The organism is Micromonospora sp. NPDC005163 (assembly GCF_053599835.1).
Genome location: NZ_JBSFYP010000018.1, coordinates 1 through 26383, shown reverse-complemented (window position 1 = coordinate 26383; position 26383 = coordinate 1). Strand labels below are relative to the sequence as shown.

Annotated in this window: 24 protein-coding genes; 3 read left to right on the top strand and 21 right to left on the bottom strand. The window is 72.8% G+C overall.

Annotated features, from left to right (window positions below; translation table 11 throughout):
* Positions 1 to 114 precede the first annotated feature (114 nt).
* Both ACWD6N_RS14760 and ACWD6N_RS14755 read left to right on the top strand, forming a co-directional pair.
* Positions 115 to 1005: a septum formation family protein gene (locus ACWD6N_RS14760; protein ID WP_354964248.1), complete on the top strand. Its 891-nt coding sequence runs from the start codon at positions 115 to 117 to the stop codon at positions 1003 to 1005.
* An 85-nt stretch (positions 1006 to 1090) separates the two neighbouring features.
* A complete protein-coding gene (locus tag ACWD6N_RS14755; RefSeq protein ID WP_354964247.1) occupies positions 1091 to 1981 on the top strand; it encodes a septum formation family protein in 891 nt (296 codons plus the stop codon).
* An 81-nt stretch (positions 1982 to 2062) separates the two neighbouring features.
* On the opposite strand, the gene ACWD6N_RS14750 is transcribed toward ACWD6N_RS14755, so the two are convergent.
* The 19 genes from ACWD6N_RS14750 to pyrR form a co-directional block, all read right to left on the bottom strand.
* On the bottom strand, positions 2063 to 3499 hold the full coding sequence (locus tag ACWD6N_RS14750) for an RsmB/NOP family class I SAM-dependent RNA methyltransferase (RefSeq protein ID WP_354964246.1): 1437 nt from the start codon (positions 3497 to 3499) through the stop codon (positions 2063 to 2065).
* Positions 3496 to 4422 carry a methionyl-tRNA formyltransferase gene (fmt, locus tag ACWD6N_RS14745; protein WP_450004915.1) on the bottom strand — a complete coding sequence of 309 codons (927 nt, stop codon included), beginning with the start codon at positions 4420 to 4422 and terminating at the stop codon, positions 3496 to 3498. Before fmt ends, ACWD6N_RS14750 begins: the two co-directional genes overlap by 4 nt.
* A gap of 5 nt (positions 4423 to 4427) precedes the next feature.
* Positions 4428 to 4988, bottom strand: a complete 561-nt coding sequence (gene def, locus ACWD6N_RS14740) for a peptide deformylase (protein WP_089016580.1) — start codon at positions 4986 to 4988, stop codon at positions 4428 to 4430.
* A gap of 45 nt (positions 4989 to 5033) precedes the next feature.
* The gene (locus ACWD6N_RS14735) at positions 5034 to 6302 is read right to left on the bottom strand and encodes a cytochrome P450 (protein ID WP_387325660.1); all 1269 of its coding nucleotides are present in this window, start codon (positions 6300 to 6302) and stop codon (positions 5034 to 5036) included.
* Between the two features lie 166 nt (positions 6303 to 6468).
* Complete coding sequence (locus ACWD6N_RS14730; RefSeq protein WP_387325663.1) at positions 6469 to 7452, bottom strand: AAA family ATPase; 984 nt, start codon at positions 7450 to 7452, stop codon at positions 6469 to 6471.
* 245 nt (positions 7453 to 7697) lie between these two features.
* A complete protein-coding gene (locus ACWD6N_RS14725) occupies positions 7698 to 9614 on the bottom strand; it encodes a primosomal protein N' (RefSeq protein ID WP_387325666.1) in 1917 nt (638 codons plus the stop codon).
* Positions 9615 to 9673: 59 nt separating this feature from the next.
* A complete protein-coding gene (gene metK, locus ACWD6N_RS14720; RefSeq protein WP_387325669.1) occupies positions 9674 to 10867 on the bottom strand; it encodes a methionine adenosyltransferase in 1194 nt (397 codons plus the stop codon).
* Between the two features lie 87 nt (positions 10868 to 10954).
* Positions 10955 to 12163 carry a bifunctional phosphopantothenoylcysteine decarboxylase/phosphopantothenate--cysteine ligase CoaBC gene (gene coaBC, locus ACWD6N_RS14715; RefSeq protein WP_354964242.1) on the bottom strand — a complete coding sequence of 403 codons (1209 nt, stop codon included), beginning with the start codon at positions 12161 to 12163 and terminating at the stop codon, positions 10955 to 10957.
* Positions 12164 to 12177: 14 nt separating this feature from the next.
* Positions 12178 to 12441: a DNA-directed RNA polymerase subunit omega gene (rpoZ, locus tag ACWD6N_RS14710; protein ID WP_030335666.1), complete on the bottom strand. Its 264-nt coding sequence runs from the start codon at positions 12439 to 12441 to the stop codon at positions 12178 to 12180.
* A 64-nt stretch (positions 12442 to 12505) separates the two neighbouring features.
* Positions 12506 to 13039: a nucleoside/nucleotide kinase family protein gene (locus ACWD6N_RS14705; RefSeq protein ID WP_354964241.1), complete on the bottom strand. Its 534-nt coding sequence runs from the start codon at positions 13037 to 13039 to the stop codon at positions 12506 to 12508.
* 25 nt (positions 13040 to 13064) lie between these two features.
* A complete protein-coding gene (gene mihF / locus ACWD6N_RS14700) occupies positions 13065 to 13382 on the bottom strand; it encodes an integration host factor, actinobacterial type (protein ID WP_030335662.1) in 318 nt (105 codons plus the stop codon).
* A gap of 178 nt (positions 13383 to 13560) precedes the next feature.
* Complete coding sequence (gene pyrF / locus ACWD6N_RS14695) at positions 13561 to 14397, bottom strand: orotidine-5'-phosphate decarboxylase (RefSeq protein ID WP_354964240.1); 837 nt, start codon at positions 14395 to 14397, stop codon at positions 13561 to 13563.
* 59 nt (positions 14398 to 14456) lie between these two features.
* Complete coding sequence (locus ACWD6N_RS14690; RefSeq protein WP_387325673.1) at positions 14457 to 15731, bottom strand: adenosylmethionine--8-amino-7-oxononanoate transaminase; 1275 nt, start codon at positions 15729 to 15731, stop codon at positions 14457 to 14459.
* Between the two features lie 324 nt (positions 15732 to 16055).
* Positions 16056 to 17096, bottom strand: a complete 1041-nt coding sequence (locus ACWD6N_RS14685; protein WP_354964238.1) for a quinone-dependent dihydroorotate dehydrogenase — start codon at positions 17094 to 17096, stop codon at positions 16056 to 16058.
* The gene (carB, locus tag ACWD6N_RS14680) at positions 17093 to 20440 is read right to left on the bottom strand and encodes a carbamoyl-phosphate synthase large subunit (protein WP_354964237.1); all 3348 of its coding nucleotides are present in this window, start codon (positions 20438 to 20440) and stop codon (positions 17093 to 17095) included. Before carB ends, ACWD6N_RS14685 begins: the two co-directional genes overlap by 4 nt.
* Complete coding sequence (gene carA / locus ACWD6N_RS14675; RefSeq protein ID WP_354964236.1) at positions 20433 to 21596, bottom strand: glutamine-hydrolyzing carbamoyl-phosphate synthase small subunit; 1164 nt, start codon at positions 21594 to 21596, stop codon at positions 20433 to 20435. The genes carB and carA overlap by 8 nt, the downstream gene beginning before the upstream one ends.
* Positions 21596 to 22873 (bottom strand): dihydroorotase, encoded by a 1278-nt coding sequence (locus ACWD6N_RS14670; protein ID WP_354964235.1) that lies wholly within the window; start codon positions 22871 to 22873, stop codon positions 21596 to 21598. The genes carA and ACWD6N_RS14670 overlap by 1 nt, the downstream gene beginning before the upstream one ends.
* Positions 22870 to 23796: an aspartate carbamoyltransferase catalytic subunit gene (locus ACWD6N_RS14665; RefSeq protein WP_354964234.1), complete on the bottom strand. Its 927-nt coding sequence runs from the start codon at positions 23794 to 23796 to the stop codon at positions 22870 to 22872. Before ACWD6N_RS14665 ends, ACWD6N_RS14670 begins: the two co-directional genes overlap by 4 nt.
* Positions 23793 to 24377, bottom strand: a complete 585-nt coding sequence (gene pyrR / locus ACWD6N_RS14660) for a bifunctional pyr operon transcriptional regulator/uracil phosphoribosyltransferase PyrR (protein WP_354964233.1) — start codon at positions 24375 to 24377, stop codon at positions 23793 to 23795. Before pyrR ends, ACWD6N_RS14665 begins: the two co-directional genes overlap by 4 nt.
* A 288-nt stretch (positions 24378 to 24665) precedes the next feature.
* Here pyrR and bldD point away from each other — a divergent pair, with 288 nt between their 5' ends.
* Positions 24666 to 25154 carry a transcriptional regulator BldD gene (gene bldD, locus ACWD6N_RS14655; RefSeq protein ID WP_007458348.1) on the top strand — a complete coding sequence of 163 codons (489 nt, stop codon included), beginning with the start codon at positions 24666 to 24668 and terminating at the stop codon, positions 25152 to 25154.
* A gap of 75 nt (positions 25155 to 25229) precedes the next feature.
* Here bldD and nusB read toward each other — a convergent pair whose 3' ends face one another.
* On the bottom strand, positions 25230 to 25640 hold the full coding sequence (nusB, locus tag ACWD6N_RS14650) for a transcription antitermination factor NusB (protein WP_354964337.1): 411 nt from the start codon (positions 25638 to 25640) through the stop codon (positions 25230 to 25232).
* 23 nt (positions 25641 to 25663) lie between these two features.
* Positions 25664 to 26221: an elongation factor P gene (efp, locus tag ACWD6N_RS14645; protein WP_074318567.1), complete on the bottom strand. Its 558-nt coding sequence runs from the start codon at positions 26219 to 26221 to the stop codon at positions 25664 to 25666.
* Positions 26222 to 26383: the final 162 nt, after the last annotated feature.

Sequence of the window (26383 nt, the reverse complement as noted above, 5' to 3'; positions counted from 1 at the left end):
CGATCGACGGAAACGCGACGACACTCCAACCGGGACGGTGCCGTAGGCTGCACGCCCGCCGGGGTCTCGCCGCGGGGCGCGGTGACCGGTCGCCAGCTCCCGGGAGGGCGGACGATGCGACGGTGGCTCGGAGCGCTGGCGCTGGCCGGCGCCACGACGATCCTGCTGACCGGCTGCGGGCCGGCGCGAGGCGCCGACGGTGACCTCACCGACGACTGGCCGGCGCTGCGGACCCCGAAACCGTTCACCCCCGCCACCGACACCTGCCTGCCCCGGATCACCTCCATCGTGCAGGCCAGCACGTACGAGACGGTGGACTGCGCGCGCAGCCACCTGGCCGAGGCGATCCACGTCGGCACCCTCGTCGGCCCCGCCGCACGCGCCGCCACCCGACCGCAGCCGGGGTCGCAGGCACTGCGGGCCGCCCGCGCCGAATGTGACCAGCGGGCCCGGGAGGTGCTCGGCGGCGACTGGCACACGGCGCGGCTCACCCTGTCCCTCTCGCTGCCCTCCGCACCCGCCTGGACCGGCGGCGCGCGCTGGTTCCGCTGCGACCTCAGCGAGACCGACAGCATCGACAACACCCGGCCGGTGAACCGCACCGGCAGCCTGCGCGGCGCGTTGATCGGTGACACACCACTGACGCACCGGTGCTTCGACCCCAAGCTGATCGGCGACAACCTCAACTACATGGCGCCGGTGCTCTGCACGGAGCCGCACCGCGCCGAGTTCGTCGGCGTCTACCTGGAACGGGACATGAGCTGGGCGGACTTCACCCGCTCCGCCGAGCAGACCCACCAACGCTGCATGGCCTTGATCGCCACGTACGCCGCGGTGCCGAACAACAGCGACCTGCCGTACCGGGCCGGGTCCATCTACTACCCACCGTCACAGCGGGAGTGGGAGGAGGGTGACCGTGGGGTGCGCTGTTTCCTGTGGAGTGACGACCGCAAACTCACCCGCTCGATGCGCAATGCGGGCCCACAGGGACTACCCGCCATCTGAGCACCGGTGCCGTATGCTGCTGCGCCGTGGCGCTACCGGGCGGCTGGGGGCCGGCCGGAGACCACCAGCGGCGGGAGGTCGGGGGATGCGACGGTGGTTGGCGGCGCTCGCCGCGGGCACGACGGCCGCCCTGGCGCTGGCCGGGTGCGGCGCGCCCGCCGGAGTCGACCGGAACCTCATCGACGACTGGCCGGCGCCCGTCGCGGCGCAGCAGTTCGTTCCCGCCGCCGAGGTCTGCCACCACCCCGCCCAGCAGGTCGGCTACCTGACGGGCTACAACCCGGTGGCGTGCACCGAGTCGCACCGGGTGGAGACCATGCACGTCGGCACGCTCAGCGGCCCGGGCGCGAACCGCGGGACGCCCCCACCGCCCGGCTCGGTCGGCATGCGGACCGCGCAGGTCAGCTGCGACAAGGCGGTCAGCAAGGCGGTGGGTGCCGACTGGCGCTCCGGGCGCCTCGGCCTGACCGTCGTGCTGCCGTCCGCGCCGGCCTGGGCCGGTGGGGCCCGCTGGTACCGCTGTGACGTCACCGAGCTCGCCAGCATCGACGACACCTCCGTCGGCCTGCGCACCGGCAGCCTGCGGCGGGCGCTGACCGGCGCGGCGCCGCTGGCGTACCGCTGCTTCAACCCCAAGCTGGTCAAGGACGACATCGACGAGATGGCGCCGGTCTCCTGCACCAGCCGGCACCACGCCGAGTTCGTCGGCATCTGGCAGGCCCCGGACGTCAGCTACGCCGAGTTCAACCGCACCACCAAGCGGACCCACCGGGCCTGCCAGACGGTGACCGCCAGATACGCCAAGGTGCCGGACAACTCCCAGCTCGACTTCCGCGCCGGGACGATCTACTACCAGCCGTACGAGCAGGAGTGGAAGAACGGCAACCGTGGCGTGCAGTGCTTCCTGTGGATCAGCGACCGGGCCCTGACCCGCTCGATGAAGGGCGCCGGCACCAAGGGCCTCCCGGTCACCTGACCCACCGCAAATGAAAGGAAGGGCCCCTTATTAACGCCTGGCGTTAATAAGGGGCCCTTCCTTTCAACTAAGCGGTGCGACTCAGCCCCGGCGCAGGACGGCGAGGAACATCGCGTCGGTGCCGTGCCGGTGCGGCCAGAGCTGCACGGTGGGACCGTCGCCCAGGCCCGGCATACCGGCCGGCAGCAGCGGCCGGGCGTCCACGAAGTCCACCGGCACCCCGCTGCGGCGAGCCGCCTCGGTCACCGTCACGTGGGTCTCCACCGTGTGCGGCGAGCAGGTGACGTAGGCGACCAGCCCACCCGGACGGACCGCACGCAGCGCCGCACCGAGCAACTCCCGTTGCAGCCGGGTCAGCGGCGGCAGGTCGGAGGGCTGGCGACGCCAGCGCGACTCCGGCCTGCGGCGCAGCGACCCCAGCCCGGTGCACGGGGCGTCCACCAGCACCCGGTCGAAGTGCCCCTCCGGCAGCTTCGGGTCGGCACCGACCTCACGGCCGTCCATGGCCAGAACGGTCACCGGCAGACCCCGGGTCGCCTGGGAAACCAGCCGGGCCCGGTGCTCGGCCACCTCCACCGCGGTCACCCGGGCGCCGCGCTGCGCGGCCAGCGCGCCGAGCAGCCCGGCCTTGCCGCCCGGACCGGCGCACAGGTCCAGCCAGCGCCCGTCCGGGCCGTCCAGCGGCGCGTCGGCGAGCGCGCTGGCCACCAACTGGGAGCCCTCGTCCTGGACGTGGGCCCGGCCGTCGACCACCGCCGGAATGTCGCCGGGCGCGCCACCGGGCAGATAGACGGCGTACGGCGAGAACGCGCCGGGCGCCCCACCGACCTGGTCGGCCAACTCCACCGGGTCGATCAGGCCGGGCCGGGCGCACAGGTGCACCGGCGGGCGCTCATTGTCCTCGATCAGCAGTCGGGCCGTCTCGCCCAGATCACCGCCGAGCGCCTCGGAGAACGCCCGCACGATCCACTGCGGATGGCTGTACGCCAGGGCCAGGTGCCCGACCGGGTCGGTCTCCATCGGCGGGGCGAGCTTCGCCACCCAGCCGTCCACGTCGAGGGTGGACACCTCGCGCAGCACCGCGTTGGCGAACCCGGTGGCGCCCGGCGCGACCGCGCGGACCAGGTCCACGGTCGACGAGACCGCGGCGTGCGGGGGCACCCGGGTGTGCAGCAGCTGGTACGCCCCGAGCCGCAGCGCGTCGCGCACCGGCGGGTCGATCCGGGCCACGTCCCGGCCGGCCGCGTCGGTCAGGATCGCGTCCAGGGTGCCCAGGTGGCGAAGGGTGCCGTAGGTCAGCTCGGTGGCGAAGGCCGCGTCCCGGCCGTACAGCCCCTCCTCGCGCAGGATGGTGGGCAGCACCAGGTTGGCGAACGCGTCGTCGCGGTGCACCGCGGCCACCGCCTCGTACGCCGCGCGTCGCGGCCGGTCCAGCGGCGGTCGGACCGGCCGGCGGTCCCCACCACGACCGGCGGGCGGGCCGGAGCGCGTCGGGCGCGTCCCCTCCGGGGCGGTCACGCGAACTCCTCGCCGGTGCTGACCCGGACGCCGCGCGCCCAGTCGGTCGCCGGCATGGCCCGCTTGCCGGCGGCCCGAACCTCGCCCAGTCGCACCGGCACGGTGGCCGTGCCGGCCAGCATCCGGGCCTTCTCCACCAGCAACTCCCCCGGCTTCAGATCGGGGCCGTCGGCTGCCGCCACCACCGGGCCGAGCTTCACCCGCTCGCCCCGGAAGGTCGTCCAGGCACCCGGGGCCGGCGTGCAGGCCCGGATCCGCCGGTCCACCGCGAAGGCCGGGTCGGTCCAGCGCACCCGGGCGTCCTCCACGGTCAGTTTCGGTGCCAGCGACACCCCGTCGGCCGGCTGCGGCTCGGCGCGGGCGGTGCCGTCGGCGATCGCGTCGAGCACCGCCACCAGCAGCCCGGCGCCGGACCCGGCGAGGCGCTCCAGCAGGTCACCGGAGGTGTCGCCGGGGTGGATCTCGTCGGTCAGGGTGCCGAAGACGGGACCGGTGTCCAGACCCTGCTCCAGCTGGAAGACGCTGGCCCCGGTCAGCTCGTCGCCGTGCAGCACCGCGTGCTGCACGGGCGCGGCGCCGCGCCAGGCGGGCAGCAGCGAGAAGTGCAGGTTGATCCAGCCGTACCGGGGGATCTCCAGCGCGGCCGGCGGCACCAGCGCGCCGTAGGCGACCACCGGCACGCAGTCCGGTGCGAGCTCGCGCAGCCGGTCGAGGAACTCCGGGTCACGGGGGCGGGCCGGGGTGAGCACCTCGATGCCGTGCTCGTCGGCCCACTCACCGACCGGGGAGCGGGACAGGCCGCGCCCGCGTCCGGCGGGCGCGTCCGGCCGGGTGACCACCGCGACCAGCTCGTGCCGGGAGGCGGCGACGGCGGCCAGGGCGGGGACGGCGACGGCCGGCGTACCGGCGAAGATCACACGCATCCGGGTCACCGACCCAGGCCGAAGGGGCTGCCCGCGGCGTGCGGGTTGACCTTGACCACCGGCGGGGCCGACGGGTCGTACCACTCGGCCTGGCGGATCGCCTTCATCGCCTCCTTGCGGCCGGCGGCGTCGAGCCGGTCCAAGAAGAGCACGCCGTCGAGGTGGTCGGTCTCGTGCTGCACGCAGCGGGCCATCAGCCCGGTGCCGACGATCTGGAGCGGGTCGCCGTAGCCGTTGAAGCCCTTGGCGATGACGTTCTGCCGGCGCTTGGTGTCGAAGTAGAGCCCGGGGATGGACAGGCAGCCCTCCGGGCCGTCCTGCTCCTCCTCGTCGGGGAATTCGAGCACCGGGTTGACCAGGTGCCCGAGCACGTCGTCAACGTCGAAGGCGAACACCCGCAGGCCCACACCGAGCTGCGGCGCGGCCAGGCCAGCGCCACTCTGCTCCCGCATCGTGTCGGTCAGATCGGCGATGAGCCTACGCAGTTCGACGTCGAAGTCGACGACCGGATCGGCCGGCGTGCGCAGCACCGGATCCCCAAACAGACGGATGGGCTGGACGGTCACGCGGGACGGCTCCTTCATGGGATGGACGAGCGGTGCCGTACCAGTCTACGGAGTGCCCGGGTGGGCGCCGGCTGGCGTACCTCGATCGGCCACCGCGGGTGTGCCCAGCGTCACCGCCAGGCTCTGGTATCCGCGCAGGGTCAGCCGGGTGCGGTGTCGGGGCGTCCCGGCCAAGGCCAGCTCGGGCAGCCGGCGCAGCAGCATCGGAAAGGCCAGCTGCGCCTCCAGCCGGGCCAGCCCGGCGCCGAGACAGTAGTGCGGGCCGGCGCCGAAGGAGAGCGGGTGCGCCTGGTCGCGGGTGGGGTCGAAGCGCTGCGGGTCGGGGAACCGGCGCGGGTCGCGGTTGGCCGCGCCGAGCAGCAGCAGCGCCGTGCTGCCGGCCGGCAGGTCCAACCCGCCGCAGCGCACCGGCGCGGTGCTGGTCCGGGTGGTCAGCTGCACCGGCGAGTCGTAGCGCAGCAGCTCCTCGACGTACGCCGGCGCGAGCCCGGGGTCGGCACGCAGCGCGGCGGCGGCCTCGGGGTGCCGCAGCAGCACCACCAGCCCGTTGCCGAGCAGGTTGGTGGTGGTCTCGAAACCGGCGACCAGCAGCACCACCAGGTTGGCCAGCAGCTCGTCGCCGGTGAGCCGGTCGCCGTCGGTGTCGTGCACCTGGACCAGCGCGGTGGTCAGGTCGTCGGCCGGCGCGCGGCGGCGGGCGGCGACCAGCTCGGCGAAGTACGCGCGCAGCTCGGCGGCGCCGGCGTCGGCGACGGCCAACTCCTCGGCGGTGATCTCCGGCTCCAGCACCCCGGTCAGGTCACCGGCCCAGCGGCGGAACAGCGGCCGGTCGGTTGCCGGCACGCCGAGCAGCGCGCAGATCACCCCCACCGGCAGCGGGTACGCGAAGTCGGCCAGCATGTCGACGGTCGCGCCGTCCGCGGCACGGTCCAGCATGTCGTCGAGCAGGGCCTCGGCCTGGGTACGCACCACGTCGCGCATCCCGGCGATCCGGCGCGGGCTGAACGCGCCTGCGGCGAGCCGGCGCATCCGGCTGTGGTCGGGCGGGTTGGTCCGCAGCATGGACCGGGCGATCGACGAGATCGCCGCGCTCTCGCGCCAGTTCGGCCAGACCTGGTCCCGCAGGGCGTCGTCCAGCACTCCGAGCCGGGGATCACGCAGCAGCTCGTCGACCTCCGGGTAGCCGGTCACCACATACAGGCCGGGCAGGGCCTGCACCACCGGCCCGTGCGCCCGCAGCCGCTCGTACGTCGGGTACGGGTCGACCCGCCCCTGCGGCGACATGAGCAGTGTGAGCGCCTCGGCAGCCTCCATGGCCGGCCTCCCCGTCGATGCGTCGAAGGCTCCATCATGCCCACGCCGCCGACGCCTGGCATCCTCCGGAGCGGAGAAAACGACGCCGAACCGGCCCGCGTCAGTCTCCGGCGCCGGCCGCGTCAGACTCCCGCCCCGCCGTGCCCGGACGCGGGCGACCGCGCGGTCAGGCGCTGGCGCCCGGGTCGCCCGCGAGGACCGCGTCGCCGCCGAGGAACGCGGGCTCCGGCAGCGGCAGCTGGATCTTGTGGGCGGCCTCCCAGTCGTAGACCAGGCCCGGACGCACCTGCGCGGCGAAGTAGTCGATCGCGCTCATCCCGCCGACCACCGGCTCGTCGACCTCCGCCACGAGCTGGGCAGGGACCAGGGAGAAGCCGTTCTGCAGGGCGGCGCTGAGCCGGCGGTGACCGTCGACGACGAAGAAGTACTCACCGGTGAACCCGATCTTCAGCGGCTCCAGGGCCGCGTCGCCGGCCTCGGCCACGTCGCCGACGAACTCGGAGTCCCACAGCCCGCGCAGGGTCGCGATGTCCTCGGTCGGGTAGACCCGGGCCGGGTCCAGCAGCAGCAGCGGCGGGTCGTCGCGCAGCACATCGTCGCCGAGCGTCCCCTCGTACGCGGCCACGATGTGCTCGACCACCTCGGCGGCGGAGGCACGGGTGGTGTCGCAGATCAGGTCATAGTTGCGCAGTCGGGCCTTGTCCACCCCGTACCGGATGATGAACCGGTTGCGCTCGCTCTCGCTGCGCTCGCGCAGCTTGGCCTTGGCCTCCTCCAGCGTGGCGTAGCTCTCCGCCGGCCCGGAGGGCCGGGCCAGCACCCGGCGCGCCGCCTCACCGGGCTCGGTGATCATGTGCACCTTGAGCGCGTCGGTGAAGAAGTGCCACGCCAGCCGGGAGTCCATGATGAGGCGCTCGCCGGAGGCGGCGATGTCCCGCTGGAGCTGGTCGACGTAGCCGTCGACGGCCTGGTCGAGCTCGGCGTGCAGGTTGAGCTGCAGCGCGGTCATCTGTCGCTGCTGCGCCATCTCCCGGTAGAGGTCACCCACGCTCACCCGGCGCATGCCGAGCCGTTTGGCGATCTCCACCGACACGGTGCTCTTGCCGCTGCCGAGGTCGCCGTTGAAGACGATCGAGTGTCGAACGGTCACGACTGGTCCACCCCTGATCACCGGCTGTTTGAGATCATCGACATCGCGTCCGACCGACGCGTTCCCGCCATCGTCGCTGCCACCCTGCGAAGGCTACAGCTCGGCGCGCCTGACGCCGCGCCGCGACCTGGAGCCGTCGTCCGCCCGGGCATGACGGGCGATGTTACCACCCAGGCACCAGCGCTTTGCCGGACGCGGTGTGCGGGGACACCGCCTCCGACCAGGCCCGCCAGCCGCCGTCCGGCTCAGAACAGGCTCAGCGGATCGACCTGGAGGCGGACCGGCTCGGCGGCCTTGCGGGCCGCCCGCGCCCCCGCCGCCGAGTGCAGCGCCTCGGCGAGCGCGGCGGCCCGGGCCCGGGGCACCCGCACCAGCATCCGCTCGCGGCCCTCCTCGGCCGGCACCGGCCCGAGCACCTCGGCGTCGTCGGGCAGCCGGGCCGCGGCGAGCAGGTCGGCCACCGCCTCGGCCGGGCCGGTGACGCTGGCCATCCGCACCGCCGGCGGGAAGCCCAGCTCACGGCGCTCGGCCAGTTCCCGGCCGGCGAACCAGCCGGCGTCCCAGCGCAGCAGCGCCTGCACCGGGGCGAGCGCGCCGTCGGCGACCACCACCACCCGGCCGGCCGGGGCCGGGCGGGCCAGCGCCGCGGCGGCCAGCCAGCGGCGCAGCGCCTCCTCGCCGGCCCGCAGGTCGGCCCGGGTCAGCAGGGCCCACGAGTCGAGCAGCAGCACCGCGCCGTAGCCGCCCTCGGCGCCCGGCTCGGCGCCGGGCGTGGCGACCACCAGGGCCGCGCCACCGGGCACGTCGCTCAGCACCTCCTCCCGGCCGGAGGTGCGCACCGGCACGCCGGGAAACGCCCGGCCCAGCTCCTCGGCGGTACGCCGGGCCCCGGTCACTGCGGCCCGCAGCCGCCGGCCACCGCACTCGGGGCAGGCGTACGCGGCGGCCACCCGGGCGCACCAGCGGCAGGCCGGGGTGCCGCCGGCCGAGGGCAGCGCGAGCGGCCCGGCGCAGTGCGCGCAGCGGGCCGGGGTGCGGCAGTCCGCACAGGCGACCGAGGGCAGGTAGCCGCGCCGGGGCACCTGCACCAGCACCGGCAGGTCCGCCCGGAGGGCATCGCGGGCGGCCGTCCACGCCAGGCTGGGCAGCCGGGCGGTGGCCGCCCCGGGGTCGCGGGCCAGCTGCGGGTCGTCACCGGTCGGCGCGATGGCCGGGATACGGGCCCGCACGGTCGCCCGGTCGGCCACCACCTCCCGGGCCCAGCCGGTCTCCACCAGCAGTTGCGCCTCGGCGGTGCGGGCGTACCCGCCGACCAGCGCGCCAGCCTCGGCGAGCTGCGCGCGGGTGAGCAACACGTCCCGGGCGTGCGGATAGGGGGCGCGCGGCTCGGCGTGCAGGTCGTCGCCGTCGTCCCAGACGGCGACCAGGCCGAGCCGGTCCACCGGGGCGAACATCGCCGCCCGGGTGCCGATCACCACCGGCACCTCCCCCCGCCGGGCGGCGAGGAACGCGCGGTAGCGCCGGGCCGGACCGAGCGCGGCGGAGAGGGTGACGTGTCGTCCCGGGCCGAGCACGCCGGTGAGCGCGGCGTCCAGCCGATCGAGGTCGCGGGCGTCGGCCACCACGACCACCGCTCCGCGGCCCCCGGCGACCGTGGCGGCGACCGCGTCGGCGTAGCGGGCGGCCCAGTCCTCGCCGGGCAGCGCCGACCAGACGGCCCGGGGTGCCCGGCCGTCGGTGAGCGCGCGCAGGAGAGCCGGACCGGTCGGGTAGTCCCGCCACCCGCGCGGGTCGAGGGCGGGCTCGTCGGAGGAGGCCGGCGTGCTGTCCTGATCGGCGTGGGCCTCCTTCTCGACCCGGGCGTGCCGGGGTGGCACGGCGAGCCGGAGCACGTCGGCGAGGCTGCCCGCGTACCGGTCGGCGACCGCACGGGCCAGGCGGGCGACCTCGGGCGCCAGCACCGGCTCCGGAGAGACCACCTTCTCCAGGTAGGCGAGCCGGCCGGTGTGCCCGGAGTCGTCGGCGCGGGACAGCAGCCAGCCGTCGACGAGCTGCCCCGCGAAGCGCACCTTCACCCGGGTGCCGGGCACCGCCACGGCGTCCAGCTCGGCCGGCACCAGGTAGTCGAACGGCCGGTCCAGGTGAGCCAGCGGGACATCCACACAGACGCGTGCGACCGGCGACCCTTCCGCGGGTCGCCGGTCGCTGCGCTTGGTGGCGGTCAGGCTCCCGCGGCCGACTTGAGGTCGGCGGCCCGGTCGGTGCTCTCCCAGGTCAGGTCCGGCAGCTCGCGGCCGAAGTGGCCGTACGCGGCGGTCTGCTGGTAGATCGGGCGGAGCAGGTTGAGGTCCCGGATGATCGCGGCCGGGCGCAGGTCGAACACCTCGGTGACGGCCTTCTCGATCGAGGTGACCGGCACGGTCTCGGTGCCGAACGTCTCGATGAACAGGCTCACCGGGTGCGCCTTGCCGATGGCGTACGCGACCTGGGCCTCGCACCGCTCGGCCAGGCCGGCGGCGACCACGTTCTTGGCCACCCAGCGCATCGCGTACGCGGCCGAGCGGTCCACCTTGGACGGGTCCTTGCCGGAGAACGCGCCACCGCCGTGCCGGGCGTACCCGCCGTAGGTGTCGACGATGATCTTGCGACCGGTCAGCCCGGCGTCACCCATCGGGCCGCCGATCTCGAACCGGCCGGTCGGGTTGACCAGCAGCCGGTAGCCGTCGGTGTCCAGACCGAGGCTCTCCAGCTCCGGTGCGATGACGTGGTCGCGCACGTCCGGGGTGAGCAGCGACTCCAGCGAGATGTCCGCGGCGTGCTGGCTGGACACGACCACGGTGTTGAGCCGGACCGGACGCAGCCCCTCGTACTCGATGGTCACCTGGGTCTTGCCGTCCGGGCGCAGGTACGGGATGGTGCCGTCCTTGCGCACCGCGGCCAGCCGGCGGGCCAGTCGGTGTGCCAGCGCGATGGGCAGCGGCATCAGCTCGGGCGTCTCCGAGCACGCGAAGCCGAACATCATGCCCTGGTCCCCGGCGCCCTGCGCGTCCAGTGCGCTCTCCGAGGCTCCGGTGCGCAGCTCGAAGGCGTTGTCAACGCCCTGCGCGATGTCCTCGGACTGCGCGCCGATGGAGACGCTGACCCCGCAGGAGGCGCCGTCGAAGCCCTTCTTCGACGAGTCGTACCCGATGTCGAGGATGGTCCGGCGGACGATCGTCGGGATGTCGGCGTACGCCTTGGTGGTCACCTCACCGGCGATGTGCACCTGCCCGGTGGTGATCATGGTCTCCACCGCGACCCGGCTGTGCGGATCCTCGGCGAGCAACGCGTCGAGGATGCCATCGCTGATCTGGTCGGCGATCTTGTCCGGGTGGCCTTCCGTGACCGATTCGGACGTGAAGAGGCGGCGTGTCACGGCACTCCTAAGCGTGTGAGGTCGTTCCGCGGCAGTCTAGTCACCGCTGCGGTGGGTGTCGGGATCGGTCGCGCCCTGTTCCACCCGTCAGGAGCGGCCGGCCAGCCGCGCCACGACGAGATCCCAGACGGAGTCGGCCACATCCTCCTTGGCCTGCTCGGGCAGCCGGCTGACCGAGCCGTCCGCGCCGATGACCGTCACCGTGTTGGTGTCGGCGCCGAAGACCTTGTCCACGCCGACCTCGTTGACCACGATCAGGTCGGCCCGCTTCCGGGCGAGTTTCGCCCGGCCGTTGGCCTCCGCGTCGCCGGTCTCGGCGGCGAACACCACCAGCACCTGCTCCGGTCGTTTGCGCTGGCCGAGCTCTGCCGCGATGTCCGGGTTCGTGACGAGCTCGATGGTGGGCGCGACACCGTCGTCCGACTTCTTGATTTTGCCAGGCGCGTACGCCGCCGGCCGGAAATCAGCCGGAGCCGCCGCCATCACCACCGCGTCGGCGTCGACGGCCGCCTTCAGCGTCGCCTCCCGCAGCTCGCCGGTGCTGCCCACCCGGACCAGGTCGACTCCGGCCGGGTCGGCGAGGGAGACGTTGGCCGCGATCAGGGTGACCCGGGCGCCCCGGGCGACGGCCGCCCGGGCGAACGCGTAGCCCTGCTTGCCGGACGAGCGGTTGCCGAGGAACCGGACCGGGTCCAGCGGCTCGCGGGTGCCCCCCGCGGTGACCACCACCCGGCGGCCGGCCAGGTCGGCGGGTGCCGGCCCACCCCGGGCCAGGACCCGACGCGCGACCGCGAAGATCTCCGCCGGGTCGGGCAGCCGGCCCTTGCCGGTGTCGACGCCGGTGAGCCGGCCGACGGCCGGCTCGATGACCCGGACACCGCGGGCGCGCAGCGTGGCGACGTTGGCCACGGTGGCCGGGTGCTCCCACATCTCGGTGTGCATGGCCGGAGCCAGCACCACCGGGCAGCGCGCGGTCAGCAGCGTGTTGGTCAGCAGGTCGTCGGCGAGCCCGTGGGCGGCCTTAGCGAGCAGGTCGGCGGTGGTCGGCGCGACCACCACCAGGTCGGCCTGCTGGCCGAGCCGCACGTGCGGCACCTCGTGCACGTCGGACCAGACGTCGTCGGCGACCGGCTGACCGGAGAGAGCTGCCCAGGTCGGCGCTCCGACGAAGCGGAGCGCCGACGCGGTCGGCACGACGCGAACCCGGTGACCCGATTCGGTGAAGAGTCGCAGCAGCTCGCAGGCCTTGTAGGCGGCGATGCCGCCGCCGACCCCGAGGACGATCCCGGCGGACATCGACGCGTGGGGGCTTACGGCTGGTCGGTCGGCTCAGCGGTGAGCAGGCCCGAGTTGATCTCGCGCATGGCGATGGAGAGGGGCTTCTCCTGGGGGGTGGTCTCGACGAGCGGGCCGACGTACTCCAGCAGGCCCTCGCCGAGCTGGCTGTAGTAGGCGTTGACCTGGCGCGCGCGCTTGGCGGCGAAGATGACCAGCGCGTACTTCGACGTCGTCTTCTCGAGGAGCTCGTCGATCGGCGGGTTGGTGATGCCTTCGGGGTTGGCGATGGATCCCACGAATTAACCTCTGCGTCTTTCGAGCCGCGCGGACGCGGTGCTGAGTCTCAACGGCGGCCGGCCATCAGCCGCGTACAGGCGACCAGGCCGGATCCGGATAAGAAGAACCGAGTAAGCCTACCAGCTCGACGACCACCCGATCGGTGAGGTCGTGCGTCAGGGCGTGCTCGAAGGTCGCCGCCACGGCGGCGTCGGGTCGGTGACCGGGCGGGCTCAGCAGCACCAGCCGCGCGTCGGGCAGTCGCGCCCGGACCAGTTGGGCGCCGGTCAGGTCGAGCGGGAGGAGCACCGGCTGCCCCGCGTCGAGCCGGGCGCGCAGCGGTGGGTACGGGGTGCCCCGACAGTGCGGGCCCATCCGGGACCACTCCAGCAGCTCGCCGGCGGCCACCCGGCGGTCGAACTCGGCGGGAGCGAGGAAGACCCGGTCCTCCCCGTCGATCTCCCGCTCCCGGCGCGGCCGGGTGGTCGCCTGCACCGGGATCCACACGGACGGAGAACGCGCCCGGACGAGCTCGACGACACTCTCCCTGCCGGAACCCGAAGGTCCAGCCAGGACAGTGAGCCGAGCCGCCGGGCGCGCCTCGTCATCCGTGCTCACTGCTTGTTTCTACACGCTGCCAGGTTCAGTTGGCGGCGAACTCTCCAAGCAGTGCCTTGCGCTGCTGCTCGCCGAGGCCACGCAGGCGACGGCTGTCGGCGATCTTGAGCTTCTCCATGATCTGGGTAGCCCGGATCTTGCCGATGCCCGGCATGGCCTGCAGGACGGCCGACACCTTGAGCTTGCCAACGACATCGTCGCTCTCGGCGCGCTCGAGGACAGCACCGAGGGTGGTCTTGCCCTGCTTGAGCTGCTCCTTCAGCTGAGCACGGGCCTTGCGGATCTCCGCGGCCTTCTCGAGCGCGGCAGCGCGTTGTTCGGGGGTCAGTGACGGGAGCGGCACCAGTTCTCCTCAGGTCCCTATCGCGGCGGGCGGGGCGCACCGCCGCATCTGTGAAACGTGGTGTCGCTGTGAACCAAGGGGTCCATGGTTCCCAGCGCGGGGAAAACTAGCGGCCAACGGAGCTTTCGGCAACGTGGACGCGCGATGATCATCGCAAAGTGACCGAGCCGTCAGTCAGTCACCGGGCAGCCAGAACGCCCCGGCAGTCGGCCAGCACCCGGTCCGCGGCGGCCCGCAGGGCGGCGACGTCGGGGCCGGCGGACAGCACCTCCCGGGAGTACGACGGGAGCACCGCGGCGAGGCTCGGACCGAAGACGGTCCGCAGATCGGCAGCACCGGCACCCTGCGCGCCGAGCCCCGGCGCGAGCAGCGGACCACCCACCCCGGAGAGGTCGTGACCGGTGTCTCCGATGGTCGCGCCGACCACCAGCCCGAAGCTGCCGAGAGGGGCCGCACCCCTGTTGAGCTGGGAAATCTCGTCGATCACGGTCTGCGCCACGGTGCGCCCGTCGGCCGTGCGGGCCCGCTGCACGGCGGCTCCCTCGGGGTTCGAGGTGAGGGCCAGCACGAACACCCCGCCACCGTGCTCGGCGGCCAGCTTGAACATCGGCGCCAGGGAACCCACCCCCAGGTAGGGGCTCGCGGTGACCGCGTCGACATACAACGGGCTGGATGGATCAAGGTACGCGGAGGCGTACGCGCTGACCGTCGAGCCGATGTCGCCGCGCTTGACGTCCAGCAGAACGAGCGAGCCGGCATCACGTAACTGTCGGATAGTTGACTCAAGAATCGCCACGCCGCGGGACCCGAAACGCTCGAAAAAGGCCGACTGAGGCTTGACCACCGCAACCCGGTCACCGAGGGCGTCGACCACTGTCCGGGTGAACCTGTCGAGCCCCTGAACGTCGTCGGTGAGGCCCCAGCGGGCCAGCAGACCGGGATGCGGGTCGATGCCCACGCAGAGCGGTCCCCGCTCGCTGACGGCCCGGTGCAGCCGGGTGCCGAAGCTTTCCATCCGGTAGTTCCCCTCTCCTCGTCCGGGCGGCAGCCCGCCACGGGTAGCTCTGAACCGGCTCAGCCGGCCGCCACCGCCGCCGCCACGCCGGACGCGATCCGGGCCAGGTCGGCGTCGCCGGTCACGTACGGCGGCATCGTGTAGATCAGGTCGCGGAACGGCCGCAGCCACACCCCCCGGTCGACCGCCGCCGTGGTGGCCGCGCCGAGGTCGACCTCGTGATCGAGTTGGACCACCCCGATCGCGCCGAGCACCCGCACGTCGGCCACGCCCGGCGTGCCGCGCAGCGGCTCCAGCCCGGCGCGCAGGCCGGCACCGATCCTGGACACCTGCGCCGCCCAGTCCCCGGCCCGCAGCAGCCCGATGGACGCGTTGGCCACCGCGCAGGCCAACGGGTTGCCCATGAAGGTCGGCCCGTGCGCCAGCACGCCGCTGGCGGAGATCGCCTGGGCCACCCGCGGGGTGCAGAGGGCCGCCGCGAGGGTCACGTAACCGCCGGTGAGCGCCTTGCCCACGCACATCACGTCCGGGGTCACCCCGGCGTGCTCGGCGGCGAACATCGTGCCGGTACGGCCGAAGCCGGTGGCGATCTCGTCGAAGATCAGCAGGATCCCGTGCGCCTGGGTCACCTCCCGCAGCACCCGCAGGTACCCCGGATGGTGGAAACGCATCCCGCCGGCGCCCTGCACCACCGGTTCGACGATCACCGCGGCCAGTTCGTGGGCGTGCCGCTCGACCGTGTCCACCAGCGCCGCCACGTACGCCTCGTCGGGCGGATCGGCGAACCCGCCCGGCGGAACCGGTGCGAAGACCTGCCGGGGCAGCACGTCGCCCCAGAGGTGGTGCATCCCGCCCTCCGGGTCACAGACGCTCATCGGGTGGAACGTGTCGCCGTGGTAGCCGCCCCGCCAGGTGGCCAGCCGGCGCCGCTGCGGCCGTCCGACGGCCCGCTGGTACTGCAGGCACATCTTCACCGCCACCTCGACGCTGACCGAGCCGGAGTCGGCCAGGAAGACGTGCTCCAGGCCGTCCGGGGCCAGCTCCACCAGGGTCCGGGCGAGCTGTACCGCGGGCTCGTGGGTTAGCCCGCCGAACATCACGTGGCTCATCCGGCCGAGCTGGTCGGTCACCGCCGCGTCCAACGTCGGGTGCCGGTAGCCGTGGATCGCCGCCCACCAGGACGACATCCCGTCCACCAGCTCCCGGCCGTCCGCAAGCCGCAGCCGTACGCCCTCGGCGCTCTGCACCACGTACGGCGGGTTCGCCGGCGGCAGTGAGGTGTACGGGTGCCAGACGTGCGCCCGGTCGGCGGTCAGGATCTCCTCGGGCGTCACGCGCGCTCCTTCATGGCGTTCGCGAGTGGGGCAACGGGCACGGCGGGCATGGCGGGCACGGGCCCGGGCGCAGGCGCAGGCGCGGCGGCAGGCGCACGCGCGGGCGCGGGGACCCACCGGCTGCCTTTGCTCTGCTTCAACGGACGCACCACCCGACGTCCGGATATCGGACGACGGCCGTTGCGTGGGGTGAAGCAGAGCAAAGGGAACGAGGTGGGCACCCGGCCGGAGCGCCGACCGGCACCGGGATCGGCACCCGAGCGGACAGCCGAACCGGCGCCGCCCTGGCTGCCGCCCACCGACCGGGGCCGGGCACCGGACCGGTCACCGCCCGCCGACCGGGGCCGGGGATGGCCCCGGCACGCGGGCGGCGGCGCGGACCAGGGCCGGGCCCCGGTAGATGAAGCCGGTGTAGAGCTGCACCAGGGCGGCGCCGGCGTCGAACATCCGAGCGGCGTCGTCCGGGTCCAGCACCCCGCCGACGCCGATGATCGGCAGTCGGCCGCCGGTCTCCCGGTGCACGAAGGCGACCACCTCCCTCGCGCGGCCGGTGAGCGGCCGGCCGGAGAGGCCACCCGCCTGGGCGCCACGCTCGGCGTCCACCGAGGCGAGACCGTCCCGGGCCAGGGTGGTGTTGGTGGCGATCACCCCGGCCGCTCCCCGGGCCAGGCAGACCTCCAGCAACTCGGCGATCGCCGCCTCGGTCAGATCAGGTGCGATCTTGACCAGCACCGGCTTCTCCCCGACCAGCGCGGCGAGCAGCGCGTCCAGGTGCGCGCGGTCCTGCAACGAGCGCAGCCCCGGGGTGTTCGGTGAGGACACGTTCACCGCGAAGTAGTCGCCGTGCCCGCGCAGCGCCCGGTACGAGGCGAGGTAGTCCTCGACCGCCTCGTCGAGCGGCGTCACCTTGGACTTGCCCAGCGAGATGCCCAGCGGTACGCCGATCGCGCGCGGCAGCGCGGCCAGCCGGGCGGCCAGCGCGGCAGCGCCGGCGTTGTTGAAGCCCATCCGGTTGACCACCGCCTCGCTGGCCGGCAGCCGGAACAGGCGCGGCCGGGGATTGCCCGGCTGGGCGTGCGCGGTGACCGTGCCGACCTCGACGAAACCGAAGCCGAGCGCCGGCCAGGCCGCCAGCGCCGCCCCGTCCTTGTCCATCCCGGCGGCCAACCCGACCGGGTTGGGAAACTCCACGCCGAACACCGTGCGCGGCGCCCGGACCGCATACCGGGCACGTAGCGCCGCCAGTGCGACCGGCCGCCGGGACAGCGCGGTCAACCAGCGCAGCGTCAACTCGTGCGCCGCCTCCGCGTCCCCACTCCCGATCCGGAACAGCCACGGCCGCACCGCCCGCTCGAACACCGTCACTGGGCGGCCCGGAGGGTGGCGTGCAGATCCTGGAGGGGACGGACCTGCATGTCGCCGCGGATCCTGGCCTCGATGCCCATGACCGCCGCGGCGGCACCGGGGACCGTGGTGATGCACGGGATGTCCGCGGTGACCGCGGCGCTGCGGATCTCGTAGCCGTCCGAGCGGGCGCTGGCACCCGAACCCTGCGGCGTGTTGATCACCAACGTCACGGCGCCGCCGAGGATCAGCGACACGGCGTCGTCTCCCTCGCCGGCCTGGTAGTGCTTGCGGATCTGCTCGCAGGCGATGCCGTGGCGCCGCAGCACCTCGGCGGTGCCGGTGGTCGCCACGATCTCGAAGCCGAGATCCGCCAGGCGCTTGATCGGGAAGATCATGCCGCGCTTGTCCCGGTTGGCCACCGAGACGAAGATCTTCCCGGCGGTCGGCAGTGAGCCGTACGCGGCCGACTGGCTCTTAGCGAAGGCGTGCCCGAAGTTGGTGTCGATGCCCATCACCTCGCCGGTCGACTTCATCTCCGGCCCGAGCAGCGAGTCGATCCCCTTGCCGGAGCGGGTACGGAAGCGCTTGAACGGCAACACCGCCTCCTTCACCGCGATCGGCGCGTCGGCGGGCATCGTGCCACCGTCCCCGGTCGCCGGGAGCAGCCCCTCGGCGCGCAGTTCGGCGATGCGCGCGCCGAGCGCGATCCGGGCCGCCGCCTTGGCCAGCGGCACCGCGGTCGCCTTGGAGACGAACGGGACCGTCCGCGACGCCCGCGGGTTGGCCTCCAGGACGTAGAGCACGTCGTCCTTGAGCGCGTACTGCACGTTGAGCAGGCCACGGACGCCGACACCGCGGGCGATCGCCTCGGTGTAGCGGCGGACCTCGGCCAGGTGCGAACCGGCGAGGGTGATCGGCGGCAGCGCGCAGGAGGAGTCGCCGGAGTGGATGCCGGCCTCCTCGATGTGCTCCATCACCCCGCCGATGTAGACCTCACCGTCGGCGTCGCAGAGCGCGTCCACGTCGATCTCGATGGCGTCATCGAGGAAGCGGTCCACCAGCACCGGGTGGTCCGGGGAGATGTCGGTGGCGCGGCCGATGTAGTCGCGCAGGGTCGGGTCGTCGTAGACGATCTCCATGCCCCGCCCGCCCAGCACGTACGACGGCCGGACCAGCACCGGGTAGCCGATCTCGTCGGCGATCGTCTTGGCCTCGTCGTACGAGGTGGCCATGCCGTGTGCCGGCGCGCGCAGCCCGGCCCGGGCCAGCACCGCACCGAACGCGCCCCGCTCCTCGGCCAGGTGGATCGACTCCGGGGAGGTGCCGACCACCGGCACCCCGGCGTTCTTGAGCCGCTGCGCCAGCCCCAGCGGGGTCTGCCCGCCCAGCTGCACGATCACACCGACCACGCCCGGCCCGCCGGCCGACCGGCCGGAGGAGTCCTCGGCGTGCCAGGCCTCCAGCACGTCCTCGAAGGTCAGTGGTTCGAAGTAGAGCCGGTCGGCGGTGTCGTAGTCGGTGGAGACCGTCTCCGGGTTGCAGTTGACCATGACCGTCTCGTAGCCGATGCCCCGCAGCGCCTGAACCGCGTGCACGCACGAGTAGTCGAACTCGATGCCCTGCCCGATCCGGTTCGGGCCGGAGCCCAGGATCAGCACCTTCGGCCGGTCCGACGGCACGACCTCGGTCTCTGAGTCGTACGTCGAGTAGTGGTACGGCGTGCTCGCCTCGAACTCGGCCGCGCAGGTGTCCACGGTCTTGTAGACCGGGCGCACGTCGAGACGGTGCCGCAGCGTACGCACGCCGTCCTCGGCGGCCAGCTCCGGCCGCAGCGCGGCGAGCTGCCGGTCGGACAGGCCGGCCCGCTTGGCCCGGCGCAGCCGTTCGGCGTCGAGCACCGGAGCGTCCACGATCTCCGCGCGCAGCTCAACCAGCGCGGCGATCTGATCCAGGAACCACGGGTCGATCCCACCCGAGGCCGCGGTGACCTCGGCGATCGACGCACCGAGGCGCAGCGCCCGCTCGACGGTGTACAGCCGGCCGTCGTGCGGAATCCGCAGCGCGGTCAGGGTGTTCTCCCGCGTCGCGTCGGCCGGATCCGGCACCGTCCAGAAGCCGGCTTCCTTCGTCTCCATCGAGCGCATCGCCTTGTTCAACGCCTCGCTGAAGTTGCGCCCGAGGCTCATCGCCTCGCCCACCGACTTCATCGTGGTGGTCAGCTCCGGGTCCGCGCCGGGGAACTTCTCGAACGCGAAGCGGGGGATCTTCACCACCACGTAGTCCAGGGTCGGCTCGAACGCCGCCGGGGTCTTCAACGTGATGTCGTTGGGAATCTCGTCGAGGGTGTAGCCGATCGCCAGTTTGGCCGCGATCTTGGCGATCGGGAAACCGGTCGCCTTGGACGCCAACGCCGAGGAGCGCGACACCCGCGGGTTCATCTCGATCACGACGATCCGGCCGTCGACCGGGTTGACCGCGAACTGGATGTTGCAGCCGCCGGTGTCCACCCCGACCTCGCGTAGCACCGCGATGCCCAGGTCACGCAGGCTCTGGTACTCCCGGTCGGTGAGCGTCATGGCCGGTGCCACGGTGACGCTGTCGCCGGTGTGCACGCCCATCGGGTCGACGTTCTCGATCGAGCAGACCACCACCACGTTGTCGTGCCGGTCGCGCATCAGCTCGAGCTCGTACTCCTTCCAGCCGAGCACGCTCTCCTCGATGAGCACCTCGTGCACCGGGCTGGCGGACAGGCCGTCACCGGCGATGCGGGCCAGGTCCTCCGGGGTGTGCGCCATACCGGAGCCCAGGCCGCCCATCGTGAACGACGGCCGGATCACCACCGGCAGGCCCAGCTCGGCAACGGTCGCCTCGACCTCGTCCATCGAGTGGCAGACCCGCGAGCGGGGCACCAGGGCGGTCGGGTCGTCGACGCCGAGGCGGACCCCGGCCTTCGCCACGATCTCCTTGAACAGCTGGCGGTCCTCGCCGCGGTTGATCGCGTCGATGTTCGCGCCGATCAGCTCCACGCCGTACTTGTCCAGCACGCCGGACTCGTGCAGGGCGACCGCGGTGTTCAGCGCGGTCTGCCCGCCGAGGGTGGCCAGGATGGCGTCCGGGCGCTCCTTGGCGATGACCAGCTCCACGAACTCCGGGGTGATCGGCTCGACGTACGTGGCGTCGGCGAACTCCGGGTCGGTCATGATGGTCGCCGGGTTGGAGTTGACCAGGCTGACCCGGATCCCCTCGCTGCGCAGCACCCGGCAGGCCTGGGTGCCGGAGTAGTCGAACTCGCAAGCCTGCCCGATGACGATCGGCCCGGAGCCGATCACCAGGATGTGCTTGAGATCGGTCCGCTTAGGCATTGCTGCGCCCCTCGCTGTGGATCCGGCCCTCGATGAGCTCGGCAAAGCGGTCGAAGAGGTAGTCCGCGTCGTGCGGGCCGGCCGCCGCCTCCGGGTGGTACTGAACGGTGAAGGCGGGCACGTCCACGGCCCGCAGCCCCTCGACGACGTTGTCATTGAGACAGACGTGCGACACCCGGACGCCACCGAAGTCGGTGTCGATCACCTGATCGGGTACCACCGCGCCGTGCCCCGCGCCGGGCACCTCGACCGCGAAGCCATGGTTGTGGCTGGTCACCTCGACCTTGCCGGTGGCCCGGTCGAGAACCGGCTGGTTGATCCCCCGGTGGCCGTAGCCCAGCTTGTAGGTGCCGAAGCCGAGCCCCCGGCCGAGGATCTGGCTGCCGAAGCAGATGCCGAACAGCGGCACCCGCCGCCGCAGCGCCTCCCGGGCCAGCGCCACCGGGCCGTCGGCGGTGGCCGGGTCGCCGGGGCCGGGCGACAGGAAGATCGCGTCGGCGCCGGTGGCGAGCAGGTCGTCGATGCCCGAGGAGGCCGGCAGCACGTGGGTGGTCACCCCGCGGGCGGCGAGCCGGCGGGGAACGTTGCGCTTGATGCCCAGGTCCAGCGCGGCAACGGTGAACCGGTGCTCGCCGATCGCCTGGACGACGTACGGCTGGGGGGTGGTCACCTCGGTGGAGAGGTCCGCGCCGACCATCTGCGGCGCCTGCCGGACCCGGGCCAGCAGGCTCTGCGGGTCGTTGTCCACGCTGGAGATGCCCACCCGCATGGCGCCCCGCTCGCGCAGGTGCCGGGTCAGCGCTCGGGTGTCCACCCCGCTGATGCCGACAACGCCCTCGGTGGCGAGCCGGTCCTCGAGGCCGCCGGTGGCCCGCCAGTTCGAGCCGATCCGGGCCGGGTCGCGCACCACGTACCCGGCCACCCAGATGCGGCCGGACTCGTCGTCCTCGCCGTTGACGCCCGTGTTGCCGATGTGCGGCGCGGTCTGCACCACCACCTGCCGGTGGTAGGACGGGTCGGTCAGGGTCTCCTGGTAGCCGGTCATGCCGGTGGTGAAGACCGCCTCGCCGAAGGTCTCCCCCACACTGCCGTACGCCTCACCGGGGAACGTGCGCCCGTCCTCGAGCACGAGGATCGCTGGTCTGCGCTTGACCATTACTTGACAGCCTTTCCGTCCAGAACCGTCGGCTCGCCACGCAGGAAGGTCGCCACGATGCGACCCGGCAGCGTCATGCGGGCGTACGGGGTGTTGCGACTGCGACTGGCCAGCTCCGCCGGCTCGATGGTGCGGCGGGCGGCCGGGTCGATCAGGGTCAGGTTGGCGGGCACCCCGGGCGCCGGGTCGACGCCGTGCCCGGCCAGCCCGGCGATCCGGGCCGGGGCGCGCGACATCCGCTCGGCGATCAGGTCCCACTGCGGGCCGAGCACGTCCAGCGCGATGGAGAGCGCCGTCTCCAGGCCGAGCATCCCCGGCCGGGCGTACGCCCACTCGCACTCCTTGTCCTCCACGGCGTGCGGGGCGTGGTCGGTGGCGATCACGTCGAGCACCCCGTCGGCGAGGGCGGCACGCAGGGCGGCGACGTCATCGGCGGTACGCAGTGGCGGGTTGACCTTGAAGACCGGGTCGTAGGTCTCCGCCCGCTCGTCGGTGAGCAGCAGGTGGTGCGGGGTGACCTCGGCGGTGACCCGCACCCCCCGCGCCTTGGCGTGGCGCAGCACCTCGACGCTGCCGGCCGTGGAGACGTGGCAGACATGCAGTCGGCTGCCCACGTGCTCGGCGAGCAGCACGTCCCGGGCGATGATCGCCTCCTCGGCGACGGCCGGCCACCCGATCAGGCCGAGCCGGGTGGAGACCTCACCCTCGTGCATCTGGGCGCCCTCGGTCAGCCGGGGCTCCTCGGCGTGCTGGGCGATGATCCCGTCGAACGCCTTGACGTACTCCAGGGACCGGCGCATCAGCTTCGGGTCGGCGACGCAGTGCCCGTCGTCGGAGAAGATCCGCACCCGGGCCGCGGAGTCGGCCATCGCGCCCAGTTCGGCGAGGCGCTCGCCGGCCAGCCCGACGGTGACGGCGCCGATCGGCTGCACGTCGACCAGCCCGGCCTCCCGGCCGAGCCGCCAGACCTGCTCGACGACGCCGGCGGTGTCCGCGACCGGGGAGGTGTTGGCCATCGCGCAGACCGCGGTGTAGCCGCCCAGGGCCGCCGCGCGGGAGCCGGACTCGACGGTCTCGGCGTCCTCCCGGCCCGGCTCGCGCAGGTGGGTGTGCAGGTCGACCAGGCCGGGCAGGGCGACCAGCCCGGTCCCATCGAGCACGGCGGCGTCCGGGGCGGACAGCCCCGGGCCGACCTCGGCGACCACGCCGTCGCGGATCAGCAAGTCGGTCGGCGCGGCGCCGACGACGCTCACGCTGGTGATCAGGTACGCGGTCACCGGTTGTTCCCTCCGAGCAGCAGGTAGAGGACGGCCATCCGCACGGAGACCCCGTTGGTGACCTGTTCGACGATGGTGGAGCGGGGCGAGTCGGCCACCTCGGGGGTGATCTCCATCCCCCGGTTCATCGGGCCGGGGTGCATGACGATCGCGTGATCGGGCAGCCGGCGCATCCGCGGGCCGTCCAGCCCGTAGCGGCGGGCGTACTCGCGGGCGGAGGGGAAGTAGGAGTCGTTCATCCGCTCCCGCTGCACCCGCAGCATCATCACCACGTCCACGTTGGGCAGCACGGAGTCGAGGTCGTAGGAGACGTCGGTGCCGGGTGCGAGCGCCGCGGCGATGTCCACCGGGATGAGGGTGGGCGGGCCGACCAGGGTGACCTTGGCGCCGAGGGTGGAGAGCAGCAGCACGTTGGAGCGGGCCACCCGGGAGTGCAGCACGTCCCCGACCACCGCGACCGACAGGCCGGCCAGCCGGCCCAGCCGGGCCCGCATGGTGTACGCGTCCAGCAACGCCTGGGTGGGGTGCTCGTGGGTGCCGTCACCGGCGTTGACCACCGACCCGTCCACCCAGTTCGCCAGCCGGTGCGGCGCGCCGGAGGCGGGGTGCCGGACGACCACCGCGTCGGCGCCCATGGCCTGCAGGGTCAGCGCGGTGTCCTTCAGGCTCTCGCCCTTGGTGACGCTGGACCCCTTCGCGGAAAAGTTGATCACATCGGCGCTGAGCCGCTTGGCGGCCGCCTCGAAGGAGATCCGGGTGCGGGTCGAGTCCTCGTAGAAGAGGTTCACCACCGTCCGGCCGCGCAGCGCGGGCAGCTTCTTGATCTCGCGGCCGGCGACCGTGGCCATCTCGGCGGCGGTGTCCAGGATCTCGGTGGCGGTGTCGGCGTCCAGGTCCGCGCCGGAGAGCAGGTGCCTGATCATGAGGTGGTCCCCCCGTACAGCTTGACCTCGTCCGTGCCGTCGGTCTCGGCGAGCGTCACCTTGACGCTCTCGGCGAGCGAGGTCGGGATGTTCTTGCCGACGTAGTCGGCGCGGATCGGCAGCTCCCGGTGACCGCGGTCGACCAGGACGGCGAGCTGCACGGACGCTGGGCGCCCCACGTCGTTGAGCGCGTCGAGCGCGGCCCGGACGGTCCGGCCGGAGAAGAGGACGTCGTCGACGAGGATGACCCGCTTGCCGTCGATGCCGCCGGGCGGCAGCTCGGTCGGGCCGATCGCGCGGGTGGCGTGCCGGCGCAGGTCGTCGCGGTACAGGGTGATGTCCAGCACACCGACCGGGACGGCGACGTCCTCGAAGGTGCTGATCCGGGCGGCGAGCCGCCGGGCGAGGGGGGCACCCCGGGTGGGAATCCCGAGCAGCACCGTCTCGGCGGCGCCCTGGGTCTTCTCCAGGATCTGGTGTGCGATGCGGTCGACCACACGTTGCACGTCGGCGCTGGCGAGGATCACCTTCACCGAGGGTTGTCGCGGTGGTGACGAGCGGGCAGCCGGTGGGTATGCCACGGCGGACCTCCTTCCCCGCCTCACGGGACGGGTCGTTAAAGGATGTCGGGCACCTCCGGCCGGACCGCGGGCGGACCTGGGCCGGGGCTTCACGCCACGTTACCAGTGGTCACCGGGCGGATGGACGGCGGCTGCTGACCATCGGATCAGGCCGGCGAAATGGGGATAACTCCCCCGCTGCTCCCCAACGGTAGGGTCACGACCACTTGACCAGGTGTCGCATTCCCCGTACCGTCACGCTCCGTAACGATCGACGGGAGAACCCCGAGCAGCACTGGGAGTGTCCGAATGCCCTCTGAATACGCCAAATCTCTGGGCGCCCGCCTGCGCTCCATCCGCCAACAGCAGGGTCTCTCCCTGCAGGGCGTGGAGGAGAAGTCGAACGGGCGGTGGAAGGCCGTGGTGGTCGGGTCGTACGAGCGCGGCGACCGTGCCGTGACGGTGTCCCGCCTGGCCGAGCTTGCCGAGTTCTACCGCGTCCCCGTCTCGGAGCTGCTGCCCGACGGCAGCGGGGTCCGTCACGAGCCCACCAGCAAGATCGTCCTGGACCTGGAGCGGCTCTACGACGAGGCCTCCGAGGACCTGGCCTACGTGGCCCGCTACGCCCGCGCCATCCAGCAGCAGCGCGGCGACTACAACGGCCGGGTGCTCTCCATCCGCGCCGACGACCTGCGGGCGCTCGCGATCGTCTACGACGCCTCGCCGTCGGGTCTGATCGAGCGGCTCACCGAGCACGGTGTGCTGGTCGCCGACCCCCGGGCGTTCTTCGCCTCCTGATCCACCGATCCACCGAAAGGGCCCGTGCCGTCCGGCACGGGCCCTCTTCGTGGTACGGGTGCTGAGCGGGTGCGCTCAGCGGGTGGCGTACTCGGCGATCCGGCCGAGGATGCCGTTGAGGAAGCGCGGCGAGTCGTTGGTGGACATCTGGCGGGCAAGCTCCACAGCCTCGCTGATCGCCACCGCGTCGTCGATCTCGTCGACGTAGAGCAGCTCGTAGACCGCGATCCGGGCCAGGTTGCGGTCCACCACCGGCATCCGCTCCAGCGTCCAACCCTCGGCGTAGCTGGCGATCAGCTCGTCGATCCGGTTGAGGTGCTCGGCGACCCCCTCGACCAGGCTCGCCGCGTAGCCCAGGTGCTCCGGTCGGGGCTGCTCGATCCGCTGTACGTAGCCGGCGAGCACCTCGACCGGGGGCCGGTCCCGAAGGTCAGCCTCGTAGAGGACGTCCAGCGCCCGCTTGCGCGCCTTGCGACGCGCCGGCATCTGCTGCTTGGGACCCTCTGCCATCAGGATCGGCCGAGGTAACGGCCGTCGCGCGTGTCGACCTTGATCTTCTCGCCGGTGGTGATGAACAGCGGCACCTGCACGGTCGCGCCGGTCTCAACGGTGGCCGGCTTGTTGCCGCCGGTCGACCGGTCGCCCTGCAGACCCGGCTCGGTGTAGGTGACCTCCAGCACAACGCTGGTGGGCAGCTCGATGTAGAGCGGGACGCCCTCGTGGGTGGCGACGGTCGCCTCGGCCTCGGGGAGGAGGTAGTTGGCCGCCTCACCGACGGTGCCGCCGGGGACGGTGATCTGGTCGAAGGTCTCCAGATCCATGAAGACGTAGTCTTCGCCGTCGGCGTACAGGTACTGCATCGTGCGCTTGTCCACGGTCGCGGTCTCGACCTTGGTGCCCGCGTTGAAGGTCTTGTCGACCACCTTCCCGGACAGCACGTTCTTCAGCGTGGTGCGCACGAACGCACCACCCTTACCGGGCTTGACGTGCTGGAACTCGACGACGGCCCAGAGCTCGCCGTCAAGGTTGAGTACCAGGCCGTTTTTGAGGTCGTTGGTGGAGGCCATTTCCTGCCTTGATCATCAATTGGCGGACAGACCCTAGGAGTCTACTAGGGCGTGTTTCAGAAGTGTCGGTCGAGCCGAGCCGGAGTCCAGGCGTCGTTCGGCAAGGCGGAGCGGTGTCCGGATACCGGTGTTGTATCCGGACACCGCGACAACCCTGACGGG